The organism is Corynebacterium sp. HMSC06C06 (genome assembly GCF_001807295.1).
Taxonomy (GTDB): Bacteria; Actinomycetota; Actinomycetes; order Mycobacteriales; family Mycobacteriaceae; genus Corynebacterium; species Corynebacterium striatum.
In genome coordinates this window covers 55,750-71,001 of the sequence record NZ_KV788481.1, presented here as the reverse complement: position 1 = coordinate 71,001, position 15,252 = coordinate 55,750, and the positions used below count along the sequence as shown (strand labels likewise).

At 56.3% G+C, this 15,252-nt stretch carries 19 protein-coding genes; 13 read left to right on the top strand and 6 right to left on the bottom strand.

All coding sequences use genetic code 11. From position 1 onward, the window contains the following. Both rpmG and rpmB read right to left on the bottom strand, forming a co-directional pair. On the bottom strand, positions 1-165 hold the full coding sequence (gene rpmG / locus HMPREF3153_RS03375) for a 50S ribosomal protein L33 (RefSeq protein ID WP_005530156.1): 165 nt from the start codon (positions 163-165) through the stop codon (positions 1-3). Between the two features lie 2 nt (positions 166-167). Further along, a complete protein-coding gene (gene rpmB / locus HMPREF3153_RS03370; protein WP_046646348.1) occupies positions 168-404 on the bottom strand; it encodes a 50S ribosomal protein L28 in 237 nt (78 codons plus the stop codon). A 619-nt stretch (positions 405-1,023) separates the two neighbouring features. On the opposite strand from rpmB, the gene HMPREF3153_RS03365 reads away from it, so the two are divergent. From HMPREF3153_RS03365 to HMPREF3153_RS03335, 7 genes are all read left to right on the top strand, one after another. Beyond that, complete coding sequence (locus HMPREF3153_RS03365; RefSeq protein ID WP_005530151.1) at positions 1,024-1,293, top strand: type B 50S ribosomal protein L31; 270 nt, start codon at positions 1,024-1,026, stop codon at positions 1,291-1,293. 15 nt (positions 1,294-1,308) lie between these two features. Continuing rightward, positions 1,309-1,482, top strand: a complete 174-nt coding sequence (rpmF, locus tag HMPREF3153_RS03360) for a 50S ribosomal protein L32 (protein WP_070420007.1) — start codon at positions 1,309-1,311, stop codon at positions 1,480-1,482. Positions 1,483-1,699: 217 nt separating this feature from the next. Next, the gene (locus tag HMPREF3153_RS03355; protein WP_005530146.1) at positions 1,700-2,398 is read left to right on the top strand and encodes a response regulator transcription factor; all 699 of its coding nucleotides are present in this window, start codon (positions 1,700-1,702) and stop codon (positions 2,396-2,398) included. After that, positions 2,395-3,948: a HAMP domain-containing sensor histidine kinase gene (locus HMPREF3153_RS03350; protein WP_070420006.1), complete on the top strand. Its 1,554-nt coding sequence runs from the start codon at positions 2,395-2,397 to the stop codon at positions 3,946-3,948. The genes HMPREF3153_RS03355 and HMPREF3153_RS03350 overlap by 4 nt, the downstream gene beginning before the upstream one ends. 155 nt (positions 3,949-4,103) lie before the next feature. Further along, positions 4,104-5,600, top strand: a complete 1,497-nt coding sequence (locus HMPREF3153_RS03345; RefSeq protein ID WP_223197694.1) for a S1C family serine protease — start codon at positions 4,104-4,106, stop codon at positions 5,598-5,600. A gap of 99 nt (positions 5,601-5,699) precedes the next feature. Beyond that, entirely contained in the window at positions 5,700-6,290 is a 591-nt protein-coding gene (locus tag HMPREF3153_RS03340) for a MogA/MoaB family molybdenum cofactor biosynthesis protein (RefSeq protein WP_046646401.1), read from the top strand. A gap of 20 nt (positions 6,291-6,310) precedes the next feature. Then, positions 6,311-6,532, top strand: a complete 222-nt coding sequence (locus HMPREF3153_RS03335; protein WP_046646357.1) for a hypothetical protein — start codon at positions 6,311-6,313, stop codon at positions 6,530-6,532. A 199-nt stretch (positions 6,533-6,731) separates the two neighbouring features. Here the strand turns inward: HMPREF3153_RS03335 and mscL are convergent, their stop codons facing one another. From mscL to HMPREF3153_RS03320, 3 genes are all read right to left on the bottom strand, one after another. Next, a complete protein-coding gene (gene mscL / locus HMPREF3153_RS03330) occupies positions 6,732-7,196 on the bottom strand; it encodes a large-conductance mechanosensitive channel protein MscL (protein ID WP_070420005.1) in 465 nt (154 codons plus the stop codon). Between the two features lie 167 nt (positions 7,197-7,363). Next, on the bottom strand, positions 7,364-8,044 hold the full coding sequence (locus HMPREF3153_RS03325; protein WP_070420004.1) for an SAF domain-containing protein: 681 nt from the start codon (positions 8,042-8,044) through the stop codon (positions 7,364-7,366). 122 nt (positions 8,045-8,166) lie between these two features. After that, complete coding sequence (locus HMPREF3153_RS03320) at positions 8,167-8,739, bottom strand: 5-formyltetrahydrofolate cyclo-ligase (RefSeq protein WP_046646360.1); 573 nt, start codon at positions 8,737-8,739, stop codon at positions 8,167-8,169. 67 nt (positions 8,740-8,806) lie between these two features. On the opposite strand from HMPREF3153_RS03320, the gene HMPREF3153_RS03315 reads away from it, so the two are divergent. The 4 genes from HMPREF3153_RS03315 (at position 8,807) to glpR (ending at position 13,272) form a co-directional block, all read left to right on the top strand. After that, positions 8,807-9,733: a UTP--glucose-1-phosphate uridylyltransferase gene (locus HMPREF3153_RS03315; RefSeq protein ID WP_046646361.1), complete on the top strand. Its 927-nt coding sequence runs from the start codon at positions 8,807-8,809 to the stop codon at positions 9,731-9,733. Positions 9,734-9,770: 37 nt separating this feature from the next. Beyond that, positions 9,771-11,060: a molybdotransferase-like divisome protein Glp gene (gene glp / locus HMPREF3153_RS03310; RefSeq protein ID WP_070420003.1), complete on the top strand. Its 1,290-nt coding sequence runs from the start codon at positions 9,771-9,773 to the stop codon at positions 11,058-11,060. 2 nt (positions 11,061-11,062) lie between these two features. Continuing rightward, entirely contained in the window at positions 11,063-11,773 is a 711-nt protein-coding gene (locus tag HMPREF3153_RS03305) for a GNAT family N-acetyltransferase (RefSeq protein ID WP_070420002.1), read from the top strand. Between the two features lie 158 nt (positions 11,774-11,931). Continuing rightward, entirely contained in the window at positions 11,932-13,272 is a 1,341-nt protein-coding gene (gene glpR / locus HMPREF3153_RS03300) for a divisome protein SepX/GlpR (RefSeq protein ID WP_070420001.1), read from the top strand. On the opposite strand, the gene HMPREF3153_RS03295 is transcribed toward glpR, so the two are convergent. After that, positions 13,273-13,911, bottom strand: a complete 639-nt coding sequence (locus HMPREF3153_RS03295) for a DNA-3-methyladenine glycosylase I (RefSeq protein WP_070420053.1) — start codon at positions 13,909-13,911, stop codon at positions 13,273-13,275. Between the two features lie 241 nt (positions 13,912-14,152). Between HMPREF3153_RS03295 and HMPREF3153_RS03290 the strand changes: the two genes are divergently transcribed. After that, positions 14,153-14,566, top strand: coding sequence for a DoxX family protein (locus HMPREF3153_RS03290; RefSeq protein ID WP_070420052.1), 414 nt, complete (start codon positions 14,153-14,155; stop codon positions 14,564-14,566). Further along, positions 14,553-15,248 carry a zf-HC2 domain-containing protein gene (locus tag HMPREF3153_RS03285; protein ID WP_070420000.1) on the top strand — a complete coding sequence of 232 codons (696 nt, stop codon included), beginning with the start codon at positions 14,553-14,555 and terminating at the stop codon, positions 15,246-15,248. Before HMPREF3153_RS03290 ends, HMPREF3153_RS03285 begins: the two co-directional genes overlap by 14 nt. The last annotated feature ends 4 nt before the right edge of the window (positions 15,249-15,252 follow it).

Here is a 15,252-nt window from a genome sequence, read left to right as displayed (position 1 = left end):
TTATCGCTCCTCGCGGAATTCGACGTGCTTGCGGACGATCGGATCGAACTTCATCAAAGAGATGCGATCCGGATTATTGCGCTTGTTCTTACGGGTCACGTAGGTGTAACCGGTGCCCGCTGTGGACTTCAGCTTGATGATTGGACGGATGTCATTACGTGCCATCTTTAGATCTTCTCCCCACGTGCGCGAATCTTGGCGACGACGGACTCGATGCCATCGCGGTCAATGATCTTGATGCCTTTTGCAGAGACATTCAGGGTGATGGTACGGCCCTCGGAGGGCAGGTAGTAGCGACGACGCTGCACATTGGGGTTCCAACGGCGCGAAGTACGGCGGTGCGAGTGCGAGACCTGCTTGCCGAATTCCGGCTTGCGGCCCGTTACCTGGCAAATAGCCGACATGGGTCTTCTTTCTCCTAGCCGCCCACATCGTGGCTACTGACGGTTATGCCTATCTGCGGTGAGGCGCAGCGCTCGGAAAGTGAGGTTGAGCTTGGAGGGCAAGACCGTCAAACACCAGTAGACGGGGCGTAAAACGTATACTTTGACAACAGCAAGGGGAAATCTTACAGCCCAAGGCGCAAATTACCTAATCGCCCCTGTGGCTACCGGCTTGCGGTGCACCGGAAGTTTCTTTCGGCTCGGAGCTTGGGCTTTAGCATTGTTAACGGGTGTGGTTGATGTGAATAATCGGCTTTGTAACACTCACTAGTTGTTAGCACCGAATCGTTTCCACTCGTTTCAACATCTCTTTTAGGACACGGTTTTCATCTTTTTGGGACACGGTTTTGGGGACACGATCCGGGGTTTGGGAAAGTTGCTGGTCGGGTGTAATATGTTCCGAGTTGTCGACGTCTGCGCCCAGCAGGGGCGGAGGAGTTGACGCCGTTTATTAATCTGCACATCCCAACTCGGGCACGATCTGCGCCGCCGATTACTGTAAGTAAGTTGCAAGTTTTAGGGCTTTGCCAGGCAAAAGAGCGTAGAACCGACCCGTAGTTTCAACCCTGAGGGAATAAATATGAAGAAGGATATCCACCCGGATTACCACCCGGTGGTCTTCAAGGATGCCGGTACCGGCCACTCGTTCTTGACCAAGTCCACTGCTACTTCCGACCGCACTGTTGAGTGGGAAGATGGCAACGAGTACCCGCTGATCGTCGTTGACGTGACCGCTGAGTCCCACCCGTTCTGGACTGGTGCACAGCGCGTTATGGATACCGCAGGCCGCGTTGAGAAGTTCAACCAGCGCTTCGGTGCCATGGCTCGTCGCAAGAAGAAGAACGCGTAAGGAGGATAGAAGAAAATGGCAACTCCTAAGTTCAAGATGTCCCGTGCGAACACCCGTGCACGCCGCTCCCAGTGGAAGGCTGACAACGTCGCCCTCCAGGAAGTCATCATCGATGGCCAGACCGTGCGCATCCCGCGTCGTCTCGTCAAGGCTGCAAAGCTCGGCCTGGTTGACGTAGAGCAGTTCTAATTTGGAGTAATCCTATATAAAGGAACACTTTGAATTTCGAGCCCGCGCAATTTAGCAGATTAAATGCTAAATCGTGCGGGCTTTTATTGTGCCCATTTACTCTGACCTTTCTTCGTCGCTTCAGGCGGGGTATCACCTTGCGTTGCGTTGCGGGAGTGTATGGGGAGCATATGGCCTACGTTTCGAGAATCCCACAAAATAGTTCATAATTAAATCTATGAAAATTCTTGTCGTAGATGATGAGCAAGCCGTGCGTGAATCGCTTCGGCGTTCTCTCAGATTTAATGGCTACGATGTCCTGATTGCTAGCGATGGTGTTGAAGCTGTCGAGACCGTTCGTAGTGAAAACCCTGAGCTCTTGATCCTCGACGTAATGATGCCCAACATGGACGGGCTCGAGGTGTGCCGTACGCTGCGCAGCGAAGGCTGGGACCGTTCGATTTTGGTTCTGACAGCACGCGATGGTGTCTCTGACCGTGTCGCAGGTCTCGATGCTGGTGCTGATGATTACCTGCCAAAGCCTTTTGCGCTTGAGGAGCTTTTGGCTCGCGTGCGTTCTTTGGTTCGCCGCGCTGCTGCTAATTCGATTGGCGTAAAGACAGCATCCAAAACCCAGCTCTCCTTTGAGGATCTGCATCTCAATGCAGATACCCGCGAGGTTAAACGTGGCGAGCGTGCGATCTCTTTGACCCGCACGGAATTTGCGCTTCTGCAGCTGTTGATGGAAAGTCCCCGCAAGGTTCTTTCACGAAACACCATCCTCGAAGAGGTGTGGGGATATGACTTCCCTAGCTCCGGAAATGCGCTCGAGGTATACATCGGCTACTTGCGTAAGAAGACTGAAGGGGGCGGTGAGTCTCGCCTAATCCATACCGTGCGCGGCGTCGGTTACGTGCTTAGGGAGAACAGAACGTGATTCTGAGGAAGCCCACGCCAGGCGCGGAGGCTTCCGATCAAGAACAACCGTCCCCAGTCTCCGAGATTGCTGGGAGTAGGGGAAGTTGGGCTTCTCGGGCGCCACTGCGGTGGCGCCTTTCGCTCGTTACTGGCCTAGTGGTGGCTGTGTCTGTTGCCTTAATGACGCTGGTGACCTATTGGACTGTGTCAACCTCGTTAACGGCGACCGTCGACAAGCAGCTTGCGCAGCAGGCCGACGTCTTGATCCAACAAAGCCAGGACCCGCGCTTCATCGAGACAATTGATCAAGAAATTGCACAATTCAAGCTATACAACCCCTCAACGCGAGTTGCAGTTTCGTCTCCATCTCGGAGTTCTACCTACGGTGACGCGATTCCTGTTGGCGGCGAGTTCCGCAAAATTGATGATCACACCGAATCTTCCGTTCGGACCGTTGGCGGCGAACGCATCTTGGCCATCCGCCACGACTTGGACTCAACTGTTGTCCTAGCTCGCGATCTTGCGGAGACTAAAGAGCTGATCTCTGCAATCGGTTCGATGTTGTTGGTGATCGTTGCACTGGGTGTTCTGTTGGCTACCTTTGCCGGCATGGTGGCCTCAAAGACCGGTATGCAGCCTATCTCTCGTCTCAAGCGTGCGGTGGACTACGTTACGCAGACCAACGACCTACGGCCAATTGAGGTCGTGAACAACGACGAGATGTCGCAGCTTACCGTCTCCTTTAACCAGATGCTGGAAGCACTCCAGCAGTCGCGTGTTCAACAGAGACAGTTCGTCACTGATGCTGGTCACGAGCTGAAGACTCCGCTTACGTCGATGCGTACGAATATTGAGCTGCTCCTGATGATGAACAAGTCCGGCGGCGGATGCGGCATCAGCGAAAAAGATCGACGTGATCTTGAAGATGACGTGATGTCGCAGATGTCGGAGCTTTCTGCCCTCATCGGTGATCTTGTGGATTTGGCCCGTGGGGACGCCAATGAGAAAGCGCCGGAGCCGGTCGCTCTGATGGAAGTGCTGGAATCTTCGCTTGCGCGCGCTAGACGACGCCGCCCTGACGTGAAGTTCCGTGTCCGGTTTATCCCGTGGGTGTTGGAGGGGGACCCGTTTGCTCTTGGTCGTGCGACCTTGAACCTGATGGACAATGCCGCAAAGTGGTCGCCGGCCACCGGAACTGTGCGCGTATCCATGCAGCAGATCAGTGAGCATGAAGTCCGTTTGCGCGTGGATGACTCAGGTCCTGGTATCCCGCCAGAGGAGCGAGAAAAGGTCTTCGAGCGCTTCTATCGTTCAGCCGAAGCTCGCTCTATGCCCGGCTCAGGTCTTGGTTTGGCCATTGTGAAGTCCGTGATCGAGCGACACGAGGGTGCCATTGAAATCAAGGAGTCCAGCGATGGCGGTACCCGCATGGAGGTAACTCTTCCGGGCTACCGAGGAGAGGGGGACCCCTTTGTTGACAGCTTGTCTGAGCCTGACTTCGCGCAGGAGGAATCTTCACCTTCGGATCGCGGCACCATCTTCGCTGAACGGTGGTTCAATCAGGGCTAATATTCTGGATGGCGTTTGCATGCATTTCGGCCCAGCCGTGCAGGTCACGATATGCAGGATTCTTTCAGGAATTCTTAGTAGCCTTACAGAGTTGATACAGATGTACTCCAGCACGGTACGGCACAATTCTGGATATGAACATGAGGAACTCGAACATGAATGAGCCTGAGGGCCAGGGGCAGCGCGGCGAACAGCTGGGCAATGACTACTTTTCTAATTCGGCTGGATGGAACCAGCCGCGCAATCAGCAAGGTGGTAGCCCGTCTCCGAACAATCACCCGCCGAGCAATCACCCATCAGGCATGCAGTCGCAAGGCGGGAGTGCAGCCAATGGTGCTGGTGGTGGCACTGCCTGGAATACCGCGCAGGCTCCGCAAGGCAGCCAAGGCAATGGCAGTCAGATGTATGGAAACCAAGGTCGAGGAGCATCGCCGTACCGCAGCGGATTTGGAAACCCGGGCGCAAACCAAGCACAGAGTCCAGCTCAAGGATTCTACAACCAAGGCATGTCGGCGGGGGAGACTGACAACGGTGTGACTCTGATTGGCGAGCAACGCCCACCGAAGGAGAAGAAAAAGGTGGGGCTCGGTACCGCGATGGCGTTGATGCTCGCTGGCGCCGTTGCCGTTGGCAGCATTACTGGCATTGCGCTGGGTGGAAGCAATAAAAATGACACCAGCACTGTGAACGAGGTCCTCAAAAATGCGCCAGTGGCAAACAGCACCGGCGAGGAGCCCGCAAAGGGCTCGGTCGAGGCGGTAGCCGCTAAGGTTCTTCCAGCTGTTGTCTCGATTGAGGCCTATGGGCAAAGCGGTGCCGCAGAGGGATCGGGTTCGATCATCTCCCCTGACGGCTACGTGTTGACCAACCACCACGTTGTGGCTGGGGCTGAAAACGGCGGCCAGCTGCGCGTCACGATGAATGACGGCAGCAAGCACGCCGCAGAAGTTGTTGCCTCGGACGCCAATACGGACGTAGCAATCGTTAAAATCGCTGATGTCTCAGGTCTTCCATACCTTGAGTTCGGGGACTCCGATGCCGTGGCTGTGGGCCAGGAAGTCGTGGCCGTGGGTTCCCCGCTGGGTCTTAACGCAACGGTGACCTCCGGCATTGTTTCCGCGAAGAACCGTCCGGTTCGCGCCTCCCAAGGGGGCGGGGAGAGCTCGCTTGTCGACGCCATCCAAACTGACGCTGCGGTCAACCCCGGCAACTCCGGTGGCCCACTCGTGGACATTAATGGCAATTTGGTGGGAATGAATTCCATGATTGCCTCCTTGTCCAATTCTGGCTCGAGTGAGGCTGGATCTATTGGCTTGGGGTTCGCTATCCCGTCGAACTTTGCCAAGCGCATGGCTGAGCAACTTATCAACAACGGTTCTGTAAAGCACCCAACGCTGGGTGTGAAGGTCGATGCGCGAGACAGTGGTAACGGTGCTCGCATCGTGGAAGTCGAGCCAGATAGCCCAGCTGAGAAGGCGGGGCTGAAAGCGGGTGATCTTGTGACCCGTGTCAATGATCGCCTAATCGATAACTCGGATTCCCTCATCGCGGCAGCTCGTTCGCAGGCCTTTGGCGCCAAGGTCACTCTTGAGGTCAGCGGCGAAGACGGCAAAGATTCCCGACAGGTAGAGGTAACCCTGTCAGGGGAGTAAGTTATCTAACAACTACAGAACATATTTCAGACGTATTCCAAGAAGACGCCTTGATATATCGGCCCTATTTAAGGAGCAACTTTGGCACACGATGCTGATATCGAGACCAACACTGGCGCCATTGAAGTCCCGGAATCCACTGGAGCGCTTTTGGACGTCGCTGAGCCAGATGATGCATTCCTCTTCGCGAGCGAGCAAGAGCAAGGCCTCAATGCTCCTCGCCGCGCACTGGTCGTGATTGTTACTGATCATCCTGAGCGGCACGCTGAGGAAACCTCGCGTTTGGTCGGGGAGTTGCTGGCGGAAGCTGAGTTTCAGGTTGATGGCTCAATCATTGTCCGCTCGAAGAAGTCCAAGATTCGGCAGGTTATAGAGACAGCCGTTGTAGGTGGCGTCGATTTGGTCCTTACGATTGGCGGCACAGGCGTTGGGCCACGTGACAAGACCCCTGAGGCTACGCGTTCGGTGCTCGACCAAATGGTTCCTGGAATCGCTCAGGCGCTTCGTTCCTCTGGCCAAGCTTGTGGCGCTGTAGACGCGTGTACCTCTCGTGGTATCTCCGGCGTTTCGGGGTCCACGGTCATCGTGAACCTTGCGTCCTCTCGCGCGGCAGTACGTGACGGCATGGCTACTCTTGCGCCGTTGGTCCACCACCTTATTGATCAGCTGCAGAAATATAGCGTTCAATAAGCAGCGAGGAGCTGATTAAGATGGTCCAACCCGGCAAGCGTCGCCGCGTGGTTCGCCGTGCTGAGAGCGACTATGACCGCACAGCAGATCGTCCGGACTTTGTCTCCGCGTTTGATGAAACTGGGGATGAGCGCGGCTCGGACGCCACACGCGAGGTAACTCTGGACGAGGAACAGCCGGCTGAACAGTCACACAATGAGCAGTTCTATCGTGAACAGATTCCTCCGCACTATGGGGAATAGGTGAAGTCTCCAAGCCGACCCCTTGGGTTAAACGCTCAATCCTTGACGGACAGGTCTACAAGGACAAGGCAAGATTAAGACCCGAGAGCACGTTCAAAGAAGAAGATGAAAAAGGGGCTCCGCGTCCTCCCATGACGGAAGGTGCGGAGCCCCTTGGTGGTTTAAAAGAAACCACAGTGCCAATTAATTCCTCGCGGAATTAAGCCTGGTGACGGCCAGTGGAGTCTGGGTCAACGGTGGTGTCGCCAGCTACGGAGTTCGGGGAAGTTGCAGCCTTTTGCGCCTCCATGAGGTCGCGAATCTCGGTAAGCAGCTGCTCTGTGGTCGGAGCCGGCTCTTCTGGGTCAACGCCCTGGCGGAGCTTTGCTGCTTCAGTGATCTTGTTGATTGGCATAACGATTAAGAAGTAAACAACAGCGGCGATGATGAGGAAGTTGATTGCCGCGGTGAGGACTGCACCGAAGTCCATGAAGGTGGACTCGTTGTCGGTGATCTGGAAACCAAGACCGGAGTAGTCTGCAGAACCGAAGGAGTTGATCAACGGCTGGATAAGGCTGTCGGTTACAGCGGTAACGATAGCGGTGAATGCGCTACCGATGATGACTGCGACAGCCAGCTCGATGACGTTGCCGCGGAGGATGAAGTCTTTAAAGCCCTTCAGCATGTGTTGGTGTTCCTTTCCTAAAAACACTTTGTGGCCCCGCCCCTGTAAGACACTGTGGAAGTTCCTGAGCCAAGTGTTTGTGTTTATTATCAGCGGGGCTAGTGCGGACTAACCTTAGTGATTTTTAGTGGATTTGCCAACATCTATTTGTGAGCGCTGTGGCTTTTTCATCCAGTGGCACGCTGCCCAACGATGACTACCGTGAGAGGTTGGCTCAGTGAGGCGGAAGCAACTGCGTCAGCCTGGCTGGCTGGGAGTGCGAGTAAAAGGGTAGAGGCATCCTCGCCATCGCGCGAGCTAGTGGTGGCAACAACCCGACCACCAGCGGCGATGATGCTTCCAGCGGGGGATGTGGTGCCGGTTAATTCGGAATTGGAGTTTCCGGCGATGACGTTTACTGTGTCTCCATGATGGAGATGCGGAAGGATATCCGGTTCTGCGAGTTTGAGCGGAATCATGTGGGATTCCTCTCCGGAAGTATTTAGCGTGGAATTGTTCACTAAGTTGTCTACAAGCTCTGGGCTCAGCAGCCTGGCGTCGGTGACGAGTTCGCCGCTTGCAGCCGCTGCAACGACTACTCTGCCCTCCAACTTTTCGAGGTCCGTGTCAACCGCAGAATCGGGCAGGATGTGGGATGGCACTGGAGCTAACGTGAGGTCCTCTGCTTGTAGGGCGCTGCCTGCCGGCACGTCTCGGGCAAAGACTACCGCCTGCGGAAGCTCGCGACGAGCATGAAGGGCGCTGAGGCCCGCACCGATAATGAGGACGGCAGCGAGTATGCGACGAACGAGCAGTGATCGTCGATGCCCAGGGGTACGAATTGAGCGAAGGATCGTTTTGGCTTCCATACGGTTTTAGACTCCGCTGAAGCCCTGGAGGTTCCCAATCGCCCAAACTGCGCTCCAAACGTGGCAGGAATAAGCCTAGGTGAGGCAGGGGTAAGAAGCTAAGAAAACAAGAAGTTAAGAAGCTATAGCCACTGGAAATCCCGTTCGGTGAGAATGCCATCGACTGGGCGGTCATGGTCTTCGCGGGGGAGCTTGCGGATCTCCGAGGAGTGAACGACCGCTATGACGGGCGGGCGGCCAGTGGGGAGGGGAGTAAGCGCTCGATCATAGTACCCGGCTCCTTTTCCTAGGCGGTAGCCTTCAGTATCCACGGCCATTGCAGGGGCAAATATGAGGTCAACGCCAGCGAGGATGGAACTGGTGGAACGCTTGCCTTTTGGTTCGGCAATACCTAAGGCGCCGGGCTGCATGGACTCTGGACCGGAATAAAGCGCCCAATAAAGGTGTCCGTCATCGCCAGAAATGGGCAGGTAAAGGTGTTTGCACGCCGCCGCGAGGGTTTCCACAAATGCGCTGCCGCCGGGCTCAGAACCCAAAGGGTTGTATGCCGCGATGTTCATCGAGGGGGTGAGCAAGGCGGCAGCACCATGGCACCATGCGGCGTCGGCATCAGCTTTTTCCTCGGGAGTACGGGCACGGCGCATAGCGAGCAGCTCTGCGCGAAGGGCGTCTTTTTGTGTAGCTATCTCACTCATAGAGCAAATAGTAATTGCTGGTGTATCGCTGCACGAAAGAAAATGCTCTGCCTGTAAGCTCAAACTTATGGCTAATAACAACGAGGGCTCCCTTCATGGGATCAAGACAGTTGTAGTGCCGGCTGCGGGCCTGGGCACTCGCTTTTTGCCAGCGACCAAGACTGTCCCGAAAGAATTGCTCCCCGTAGTGGACACACCAGGTATCGAGCTCATCGCGGAAGAAGCGGCGGCGGTTGGTGCTCTGCGTCTTGCGGTGATTACCGCCCCGAATAAGCAGGAAGTGATGCGTCACTTCGATGCCTTCCCAGAGTTGGTGGAGACGCTCGACGCACGCGGTAAAGATGAGCAGGTGGCAAAGGTGCAGCGTGCCGGCCAGCTAATTCATCCGATTTCTGTACCGCAGGAAAAGCCGTTGGGGCTCGGCCATGCAGTGGGCTTGGCTGAATCGGTGCTAGATGATGACGAAGAATGCTTCGCAGTCATGCTTCCTGATGACATCGTTCTCCCAGCAACCGTCATGGAAGAGATGGCACGCGTGCGCGCCGCCGTAGGCGGCTCCGTGCTATGTGCATTTGAGGTCGACCGCGAAGAGACCTACAACTACGGAGTCTTCGACGTTGAGGACACCAATGTGCCCGGCGTCAAGAAGGTTGTCGGAATGGTGGAGAAACCTGAACCTGAGGATGCTCCCTCTAATCTCGTAGCTACTGGCCGCTACCTTCTCGACCGCAAGATCTTCGATGCCCTGCGCCGCATTAAGCCAGGCAAGGGTGGGGAGCTGCAGCTGACCGATGCAATCGAGCTGCTCATCCAGGAAGGCCACCCGGTTCACGTTGTTGTTCACCGCGGTAAGCGCCATGACCTGGGTAACCCAGGTGGATACATTCCTGCCAACGTGGACTTCGGCCTACACCATGAGAAGTATGGCCCGGCTTTGTACAAGGCAATCAAGCAAATCATTGCCGAGTATGAGGCGGAAAAGGGTATCAACTAGCCTAAGGCAGTAGGCAGAGAAGGGAAGGCGGCAGTCCATGCGTTCGGTAGATGACCAGCTTGCTTTGATTACTGATGCGGCGGTGGCACCGGAACCAGTGCGTATTGCAATTGCAAACTCACTGGGGTTGATGTGTGCCGAGGAAGTGCAAGCTAATCAGCCGCTTCCCGGGTTCCCTCAGGCGGCTATTGATGGTTATGCAGTGCGTGCCGTCGACGTTGGAGGCGAGCGCGCTCTGAGGGCACGACGTTCCTCGGAGGAGGACGTGGAAGAAGAGGAGTCCGCTGCAGAAGTGGAGCGCTCTATTCCTGTGGTCGGTGAGGTCCCCGCGGGCTCTCGCCAGCCACTGCGCCTGCAACCTAAGCAAGCAGTGCGGGTCTATACGGGCGCGCCATTGCCCACGCTTGCCGACGCCGTTCTTCCCCTTGAATGGACTGACCGCGGAAGAAAACGCGTAACCGCGCACCGGCCAGTTCGCTCTGGTGACTTCGTACGTCGAGTTGGCGACGATATTCAGCCGGGTGACGTTGCGGTCTCGGCGGGAACCATCCTTGGCCCAGCACAGATTGGGCTCCTTGCTGCGGTGGGGCGCTCAAAGGTCTTGGTTTATCCGCGACCTCGCGTAACTATCTTGTCTTTCGGTAAGGAATTAGTGGATATTGACCGCGAGCCGGGCTTGGGTCAAGTCTTTGACGTTAACTCTTATTCCTTGGCAGCTGCTGCGAAAGAGGCAGGCGCCGATGTACACCGCGTAGGAATTGCGGAGGGAGAGCCACGCCGCATCCGTGAGGCACTGGAAACCCATATTGGCCGCAGTGAGGTTCTCGTGATTTCCGGTGCCGTCGGCGGTGCCGGCTCCCAAACTGTGCGTGAAGTCCTCAACGAACTGGGAGATATTGATACTTCTCGTGTGGCCATCCATCCCGGTTCGGTCCAGGGGTTCGGCCTATTGGGCGAGGAGCGTATCCCGACGTTCCTCCTGCCCTCGAATCCAGTCTCAGCACTCGTCATCTTTGAAGTGTTTGTGCGCCCATTGATTCGTTTGTCTCTGGGGAAACGCAATGCAACCCGTCGTGTGGTGCGGGCGCGAGCTCTCAATCACATGGAGTCCCGCCCGGGCCGTCGTGGGTTTATTCGTGCGCGCTTGATGCGCGACGCAGAAACCGCTGATTACCTGGTTGAGGGCTTGGGCGGTGCGTCTGGTGCACCTGCCCACCTGTTGGCTGGTTTGTCCGAAGCTAATGCGATGATCCGAATTCCGGAAGAAGCCACGGAGATTCGTCCTGGTGATGTGGTCGACGTTTTGTTTCTCACGCAGCGAAGCTAAGCATGCTTGATCCTTTTGGTACTGCGGCGGCTCGGCTGCGCAGGCCCTCGAGCGGCCAGCCTGATCCTGAACACCCAGGGTGGCCCGAGTCCACTCCATACGTGAAGTTGCATCCCTCTGCTGTCTTGGAGGAAGGCGCTCGTCTGCGACTGCGTCCATTGATGCGCAAAGACGGGGAAGCGTGGCGCATTCAGCGTATCGCCGATGAGGAACACTTGCGCCCAGTCGAACCGACGATGCCAGCATCGTGGGCCGATGCCCATTCGCACAGTGCATGGCGCAACCATCTCATGTTCTTACGCGAATCTGCGCGCTCGGGTTCCGTGTTGCCTTTGATTATTGAGCTAGACGGGGATTTTGTAGGACAGGTGACTTTAGGGAACATTCAGCACGGGAGTATTGGAGAGTGCTGGATTGGATACTGGGTTCATTCGGCAGTCCATCATGCGGGTGTTGCTACTGCGGCGTGTGCCTTGGGCGTGGATCACGCTTTTCGGCGCGTCGGAATGCATCGCGTGACAGCCACGTACTTGCCGGATAATCCAGCCTCCGGGAAGGTGCTGAAGGCGTGCGGCTTTCGTGAGGAAGGGTATCTACGGAGAAATCTGCACATCAATGGTGCATGGCGCGATCATCATTTTGTGGCCTTGAATCGGGAAGACTTCTCCACCACGGCGGTCGACCGTCTGCGCAGTGCTGGACGCATCGTTTAGCTGGACGCGTTGTTTGAGTGCCCTAGTGGGGTGTAATTTGCCACTGTTTTCACACAAGTCACAACATTGTAATTTAACTGGTTTGGATACCTCTACTGGTGGTGAAAAGCGCTAACGTTGGGAGGAAACTCTGCACCCTACGGAAGGTCACCTCTACCGTGTCCATTGCTGTGCCCATCATCGGCATCATTGTGGTCTGGGCCTTCGTCTTGGCTCCGTGGTTGCTGCGATCGCAGCGCCCAATGAGCCACACTGGCGAGGCCTTTGACGATACCCGCGTCTTGTTCGAAGGCGATTCTGGAAATGTTGCTGCCCGCCGCCGTCCCCGCTTAGGCAAGCGCGACGTGCGTTTGAGCGAGGCAGACGATGAGGATTTCGAGGTCATCGATGCTGCGGACATCTCCGTGGTTGATGACAAAGAAACGGAAGCAGTAACCATCGCCGGGGCTGCCGCAAAGGCCAAGGCACATCCGCGTCAACCAGGTTCACAGCTTGGTGGCAAAGCTGAAGCTGCGCAGTCCGCACTTAGCGAGGAAGCTGAGCACACCCCTGAGACGATCGAAGGTGAGCTGGTCGAGGATGACAACGAAGTCACGATCGTTGGGTCCGCAGAGACTAAGGATGAGCCTTCGAACCAATCTGAGCTAGCTCAAAATTCTGACAACCACGAAAGCGGAAGCAAAGGTGGTGCAGCGGCTGAGGATGCCGACGACGTGGAAGAGGACGACCTGCTCATCGAGGATGAAACCAAGGCTGGAGAAGACTCTGACGTAGAGGTGGCAGAGGACGTCCAAGCTGAGGAAGCAGAGGTCTTCAGCGCACCTGCCGTAGCGGACGTAGCGGAGGATGCCTACGAAATTGATTCCACTTACACCTCCCCGGTGGACTTGATGTACCCAGGTGCGGTGGACAGCGCTGAGCAGGTAAGCCAAATCCCGCATGCTATTGAAGCGGAGGAAGAGCAGGAATCTGAACTCGCTGAGGACACAGATCTCTCGGCAGACGAGGTTGCTTTTGCACAGCGCCGACTAGGTCGCGGCGGCTGGGATCCAGTAGCTGAAAAGGCTGCTTCTGCCAACCGTTACCAGCGTCGTCAGCGTACGTTGATTGGTTTGGCAGTCGCTGTCGTATTCACCGTTGCTTTAGGCATTGTTTTCGGCGGTTGGACCTGGACCTTTGCGGCCCTCGCGGGCCTGTCTAGCATCGTCTACTTGGTAGCGCTTCGGACCCAGGTGCGTCAGGAACAAGCTCTGCTGCAGCGCCGTGTCTACCATCTGCGCCGCGCTCGTTTGGGTGTGCGTAACGCTGAGGATGAAGCCTTAGCAATCCCCCGCAATTTGCGCCGTCCGGGCGCTGTAGTGCTGGAAATTGATGACGACAGCCCGGATTTTGACCACCTGCCCGTGCATTTTGACGATGACGAGTTTGATGGATTCGATGGACCCCACGCCACCAATCGTCAGCGCCGTGACGACTTGGCATCGCGCCGCGTGAGTTAGTTAAACCACGTCATCCCACACGCCGGAGGTACCGCGGCGGTGGGAACCGATGAGATGGGCATCGAACATACCGATTGCTTCCATCAGCGCGTGGCAGGTCACAGGTCCAACAAAAGTGAAACCCTCCTTCTTTAAGGCCTTGGAAAGTTCCTTGGCCTTTTCACTAGTTTTAGGGATGTCTTCCATGAACCGGGGATAGAGATTCTCCTCGGGCATGAAGCTCCAGATGAATTCACTCAGGCCACCCTTTTCGCGGAGTTTGATGGTGGCGTTGGCGTTGTTGATGGCAGCCTCGATCTTGCGGCGGTTGCGGATGATTTTGGGATTATTGAGCAACCTCTCCACTTCTGCTGGGCCAAAAGCTGCGACAGCATCAGGATTAAAGCCTGCAAATGCGATGCGGAAGTCATCTCGCTTACGCAATACCGTGGCCCAAGAGAGACCCGACTGGAAGCCTTCTAGGGTCAAACGCTCAAATAGTCCGGCTTCATCGCGGACAGGCATTCCCCATTCCGTGTCGTAATATTCGCGCAGTAGTGCAGACGTTGTGGCCCATGGTGGGCGCCCCACTCCTTCAGAATCAAACACAAGGCCGGTCTTGCCCGTTGTGTTACCTGGTTCGGAGGCTGGATTGGGCATCGATGGTGCCGCAGAAAAGTCGATAAATTGGGTGGGTGGCTGGGCTGTGGCTTCTTCATCGCGCGCAAAAGGGTTGGTCATGGGCGCCACGTTACTATCAATGATGGTGCTTTCATCGGTGTGAATATCTGATTTGTAAGTCATGATCTATTGGACTGCGCGAGTGGTTGAAAGGTTCCTTTGCTTGCCAATCTGCGGTTGATTCGCCAGTACCCGGGGGTCCCAGGGTAGTGTAATGCTCATGAATAGACCTGCTGTACGCGATGCCGCGCTGCTTATTCTGCGCGCAGTTCTAGGTCTCGTTTTCGTAGCCCACGGCGTAGACAAAATGTTTTACGCTGGGATGGACGAAACCACAGGTCAGTTCTCTGCGATGGGTATCCCACAACCACATGTTTCGGCCTACATTGCCGCCATTGGCGAAATGGTTGGTGGCTCGTTGCTGGTGGTGGGGCTTCTAACCACGTTCGTCGCCGGTGCGCTGGCATTATTCATGGCTTGCGCGCTTTACTTTGTGCATCTTGGCAATGGAATTTTTGCGGCCGGCGGCGGCTTTGAGTACCCAGCGGTACTTATCGTTTCCCTGTTAATGGTCGTGGTCTTCGGTTCTGGTCGCGCGAGCTTGGATGGGGTGTTGAGCCGTGTTGACGCATGAGCAAGTCCAAGCCGCGATTTCCGCGCAGCTTGACGGGGAGCCGGCGCAGTTGCCTGCCGACGTCGTCGATACCCACGTTGAGAGTTGCGCCCAATGCCGTGCATTTCGTGACAAGGCCGCCGCGCTGTCTCGCTCTTTGAGCTTCGTGGAATCGGCAGAAGGAATGGCACCGCCGCAGGACCTCTCCGAAGTCATCATTGCGGGTGTTGAGTCCGAATGGAATAGGGCATCGAGCGCGCGCCAAACCGCGTTGACTGTTGCCCGCGTTGGTCTTGTCGCACTCGGATTGGTATTCGCTGTATGGGCGATTGTCGTAGTCGCGAGTGCCTCGGGATTGGCTGTAATAGGGGATGAAGGGACGCTTTCGCCTTCCGCCGATCCAGAGCATGCCCGCTTGCTTATCGAAGGCGCAGCGCTACGTTTCGGCCTAGCAATCGGTCTGCTCTTCGCGGCTTGGCGCCCAGCCTCGATCCCGGGGACCCTGCCGGTCGTGGCTACCATGTTTGCGTTCCTTTTCGGATTTACCATGCGGGACATTGCCCTAGGAACGACCGTGATGAGCCAAGTCTATATTCTCCTCGCTACCGGCCTGAGCACACTGGCTTTGATCTGGGCTTGGGCAGCAGATAAGGGTTACGTGCTACGAGACTTCTGGCGCTCGCTGGGCGCTGATCCGCATTAGCCCA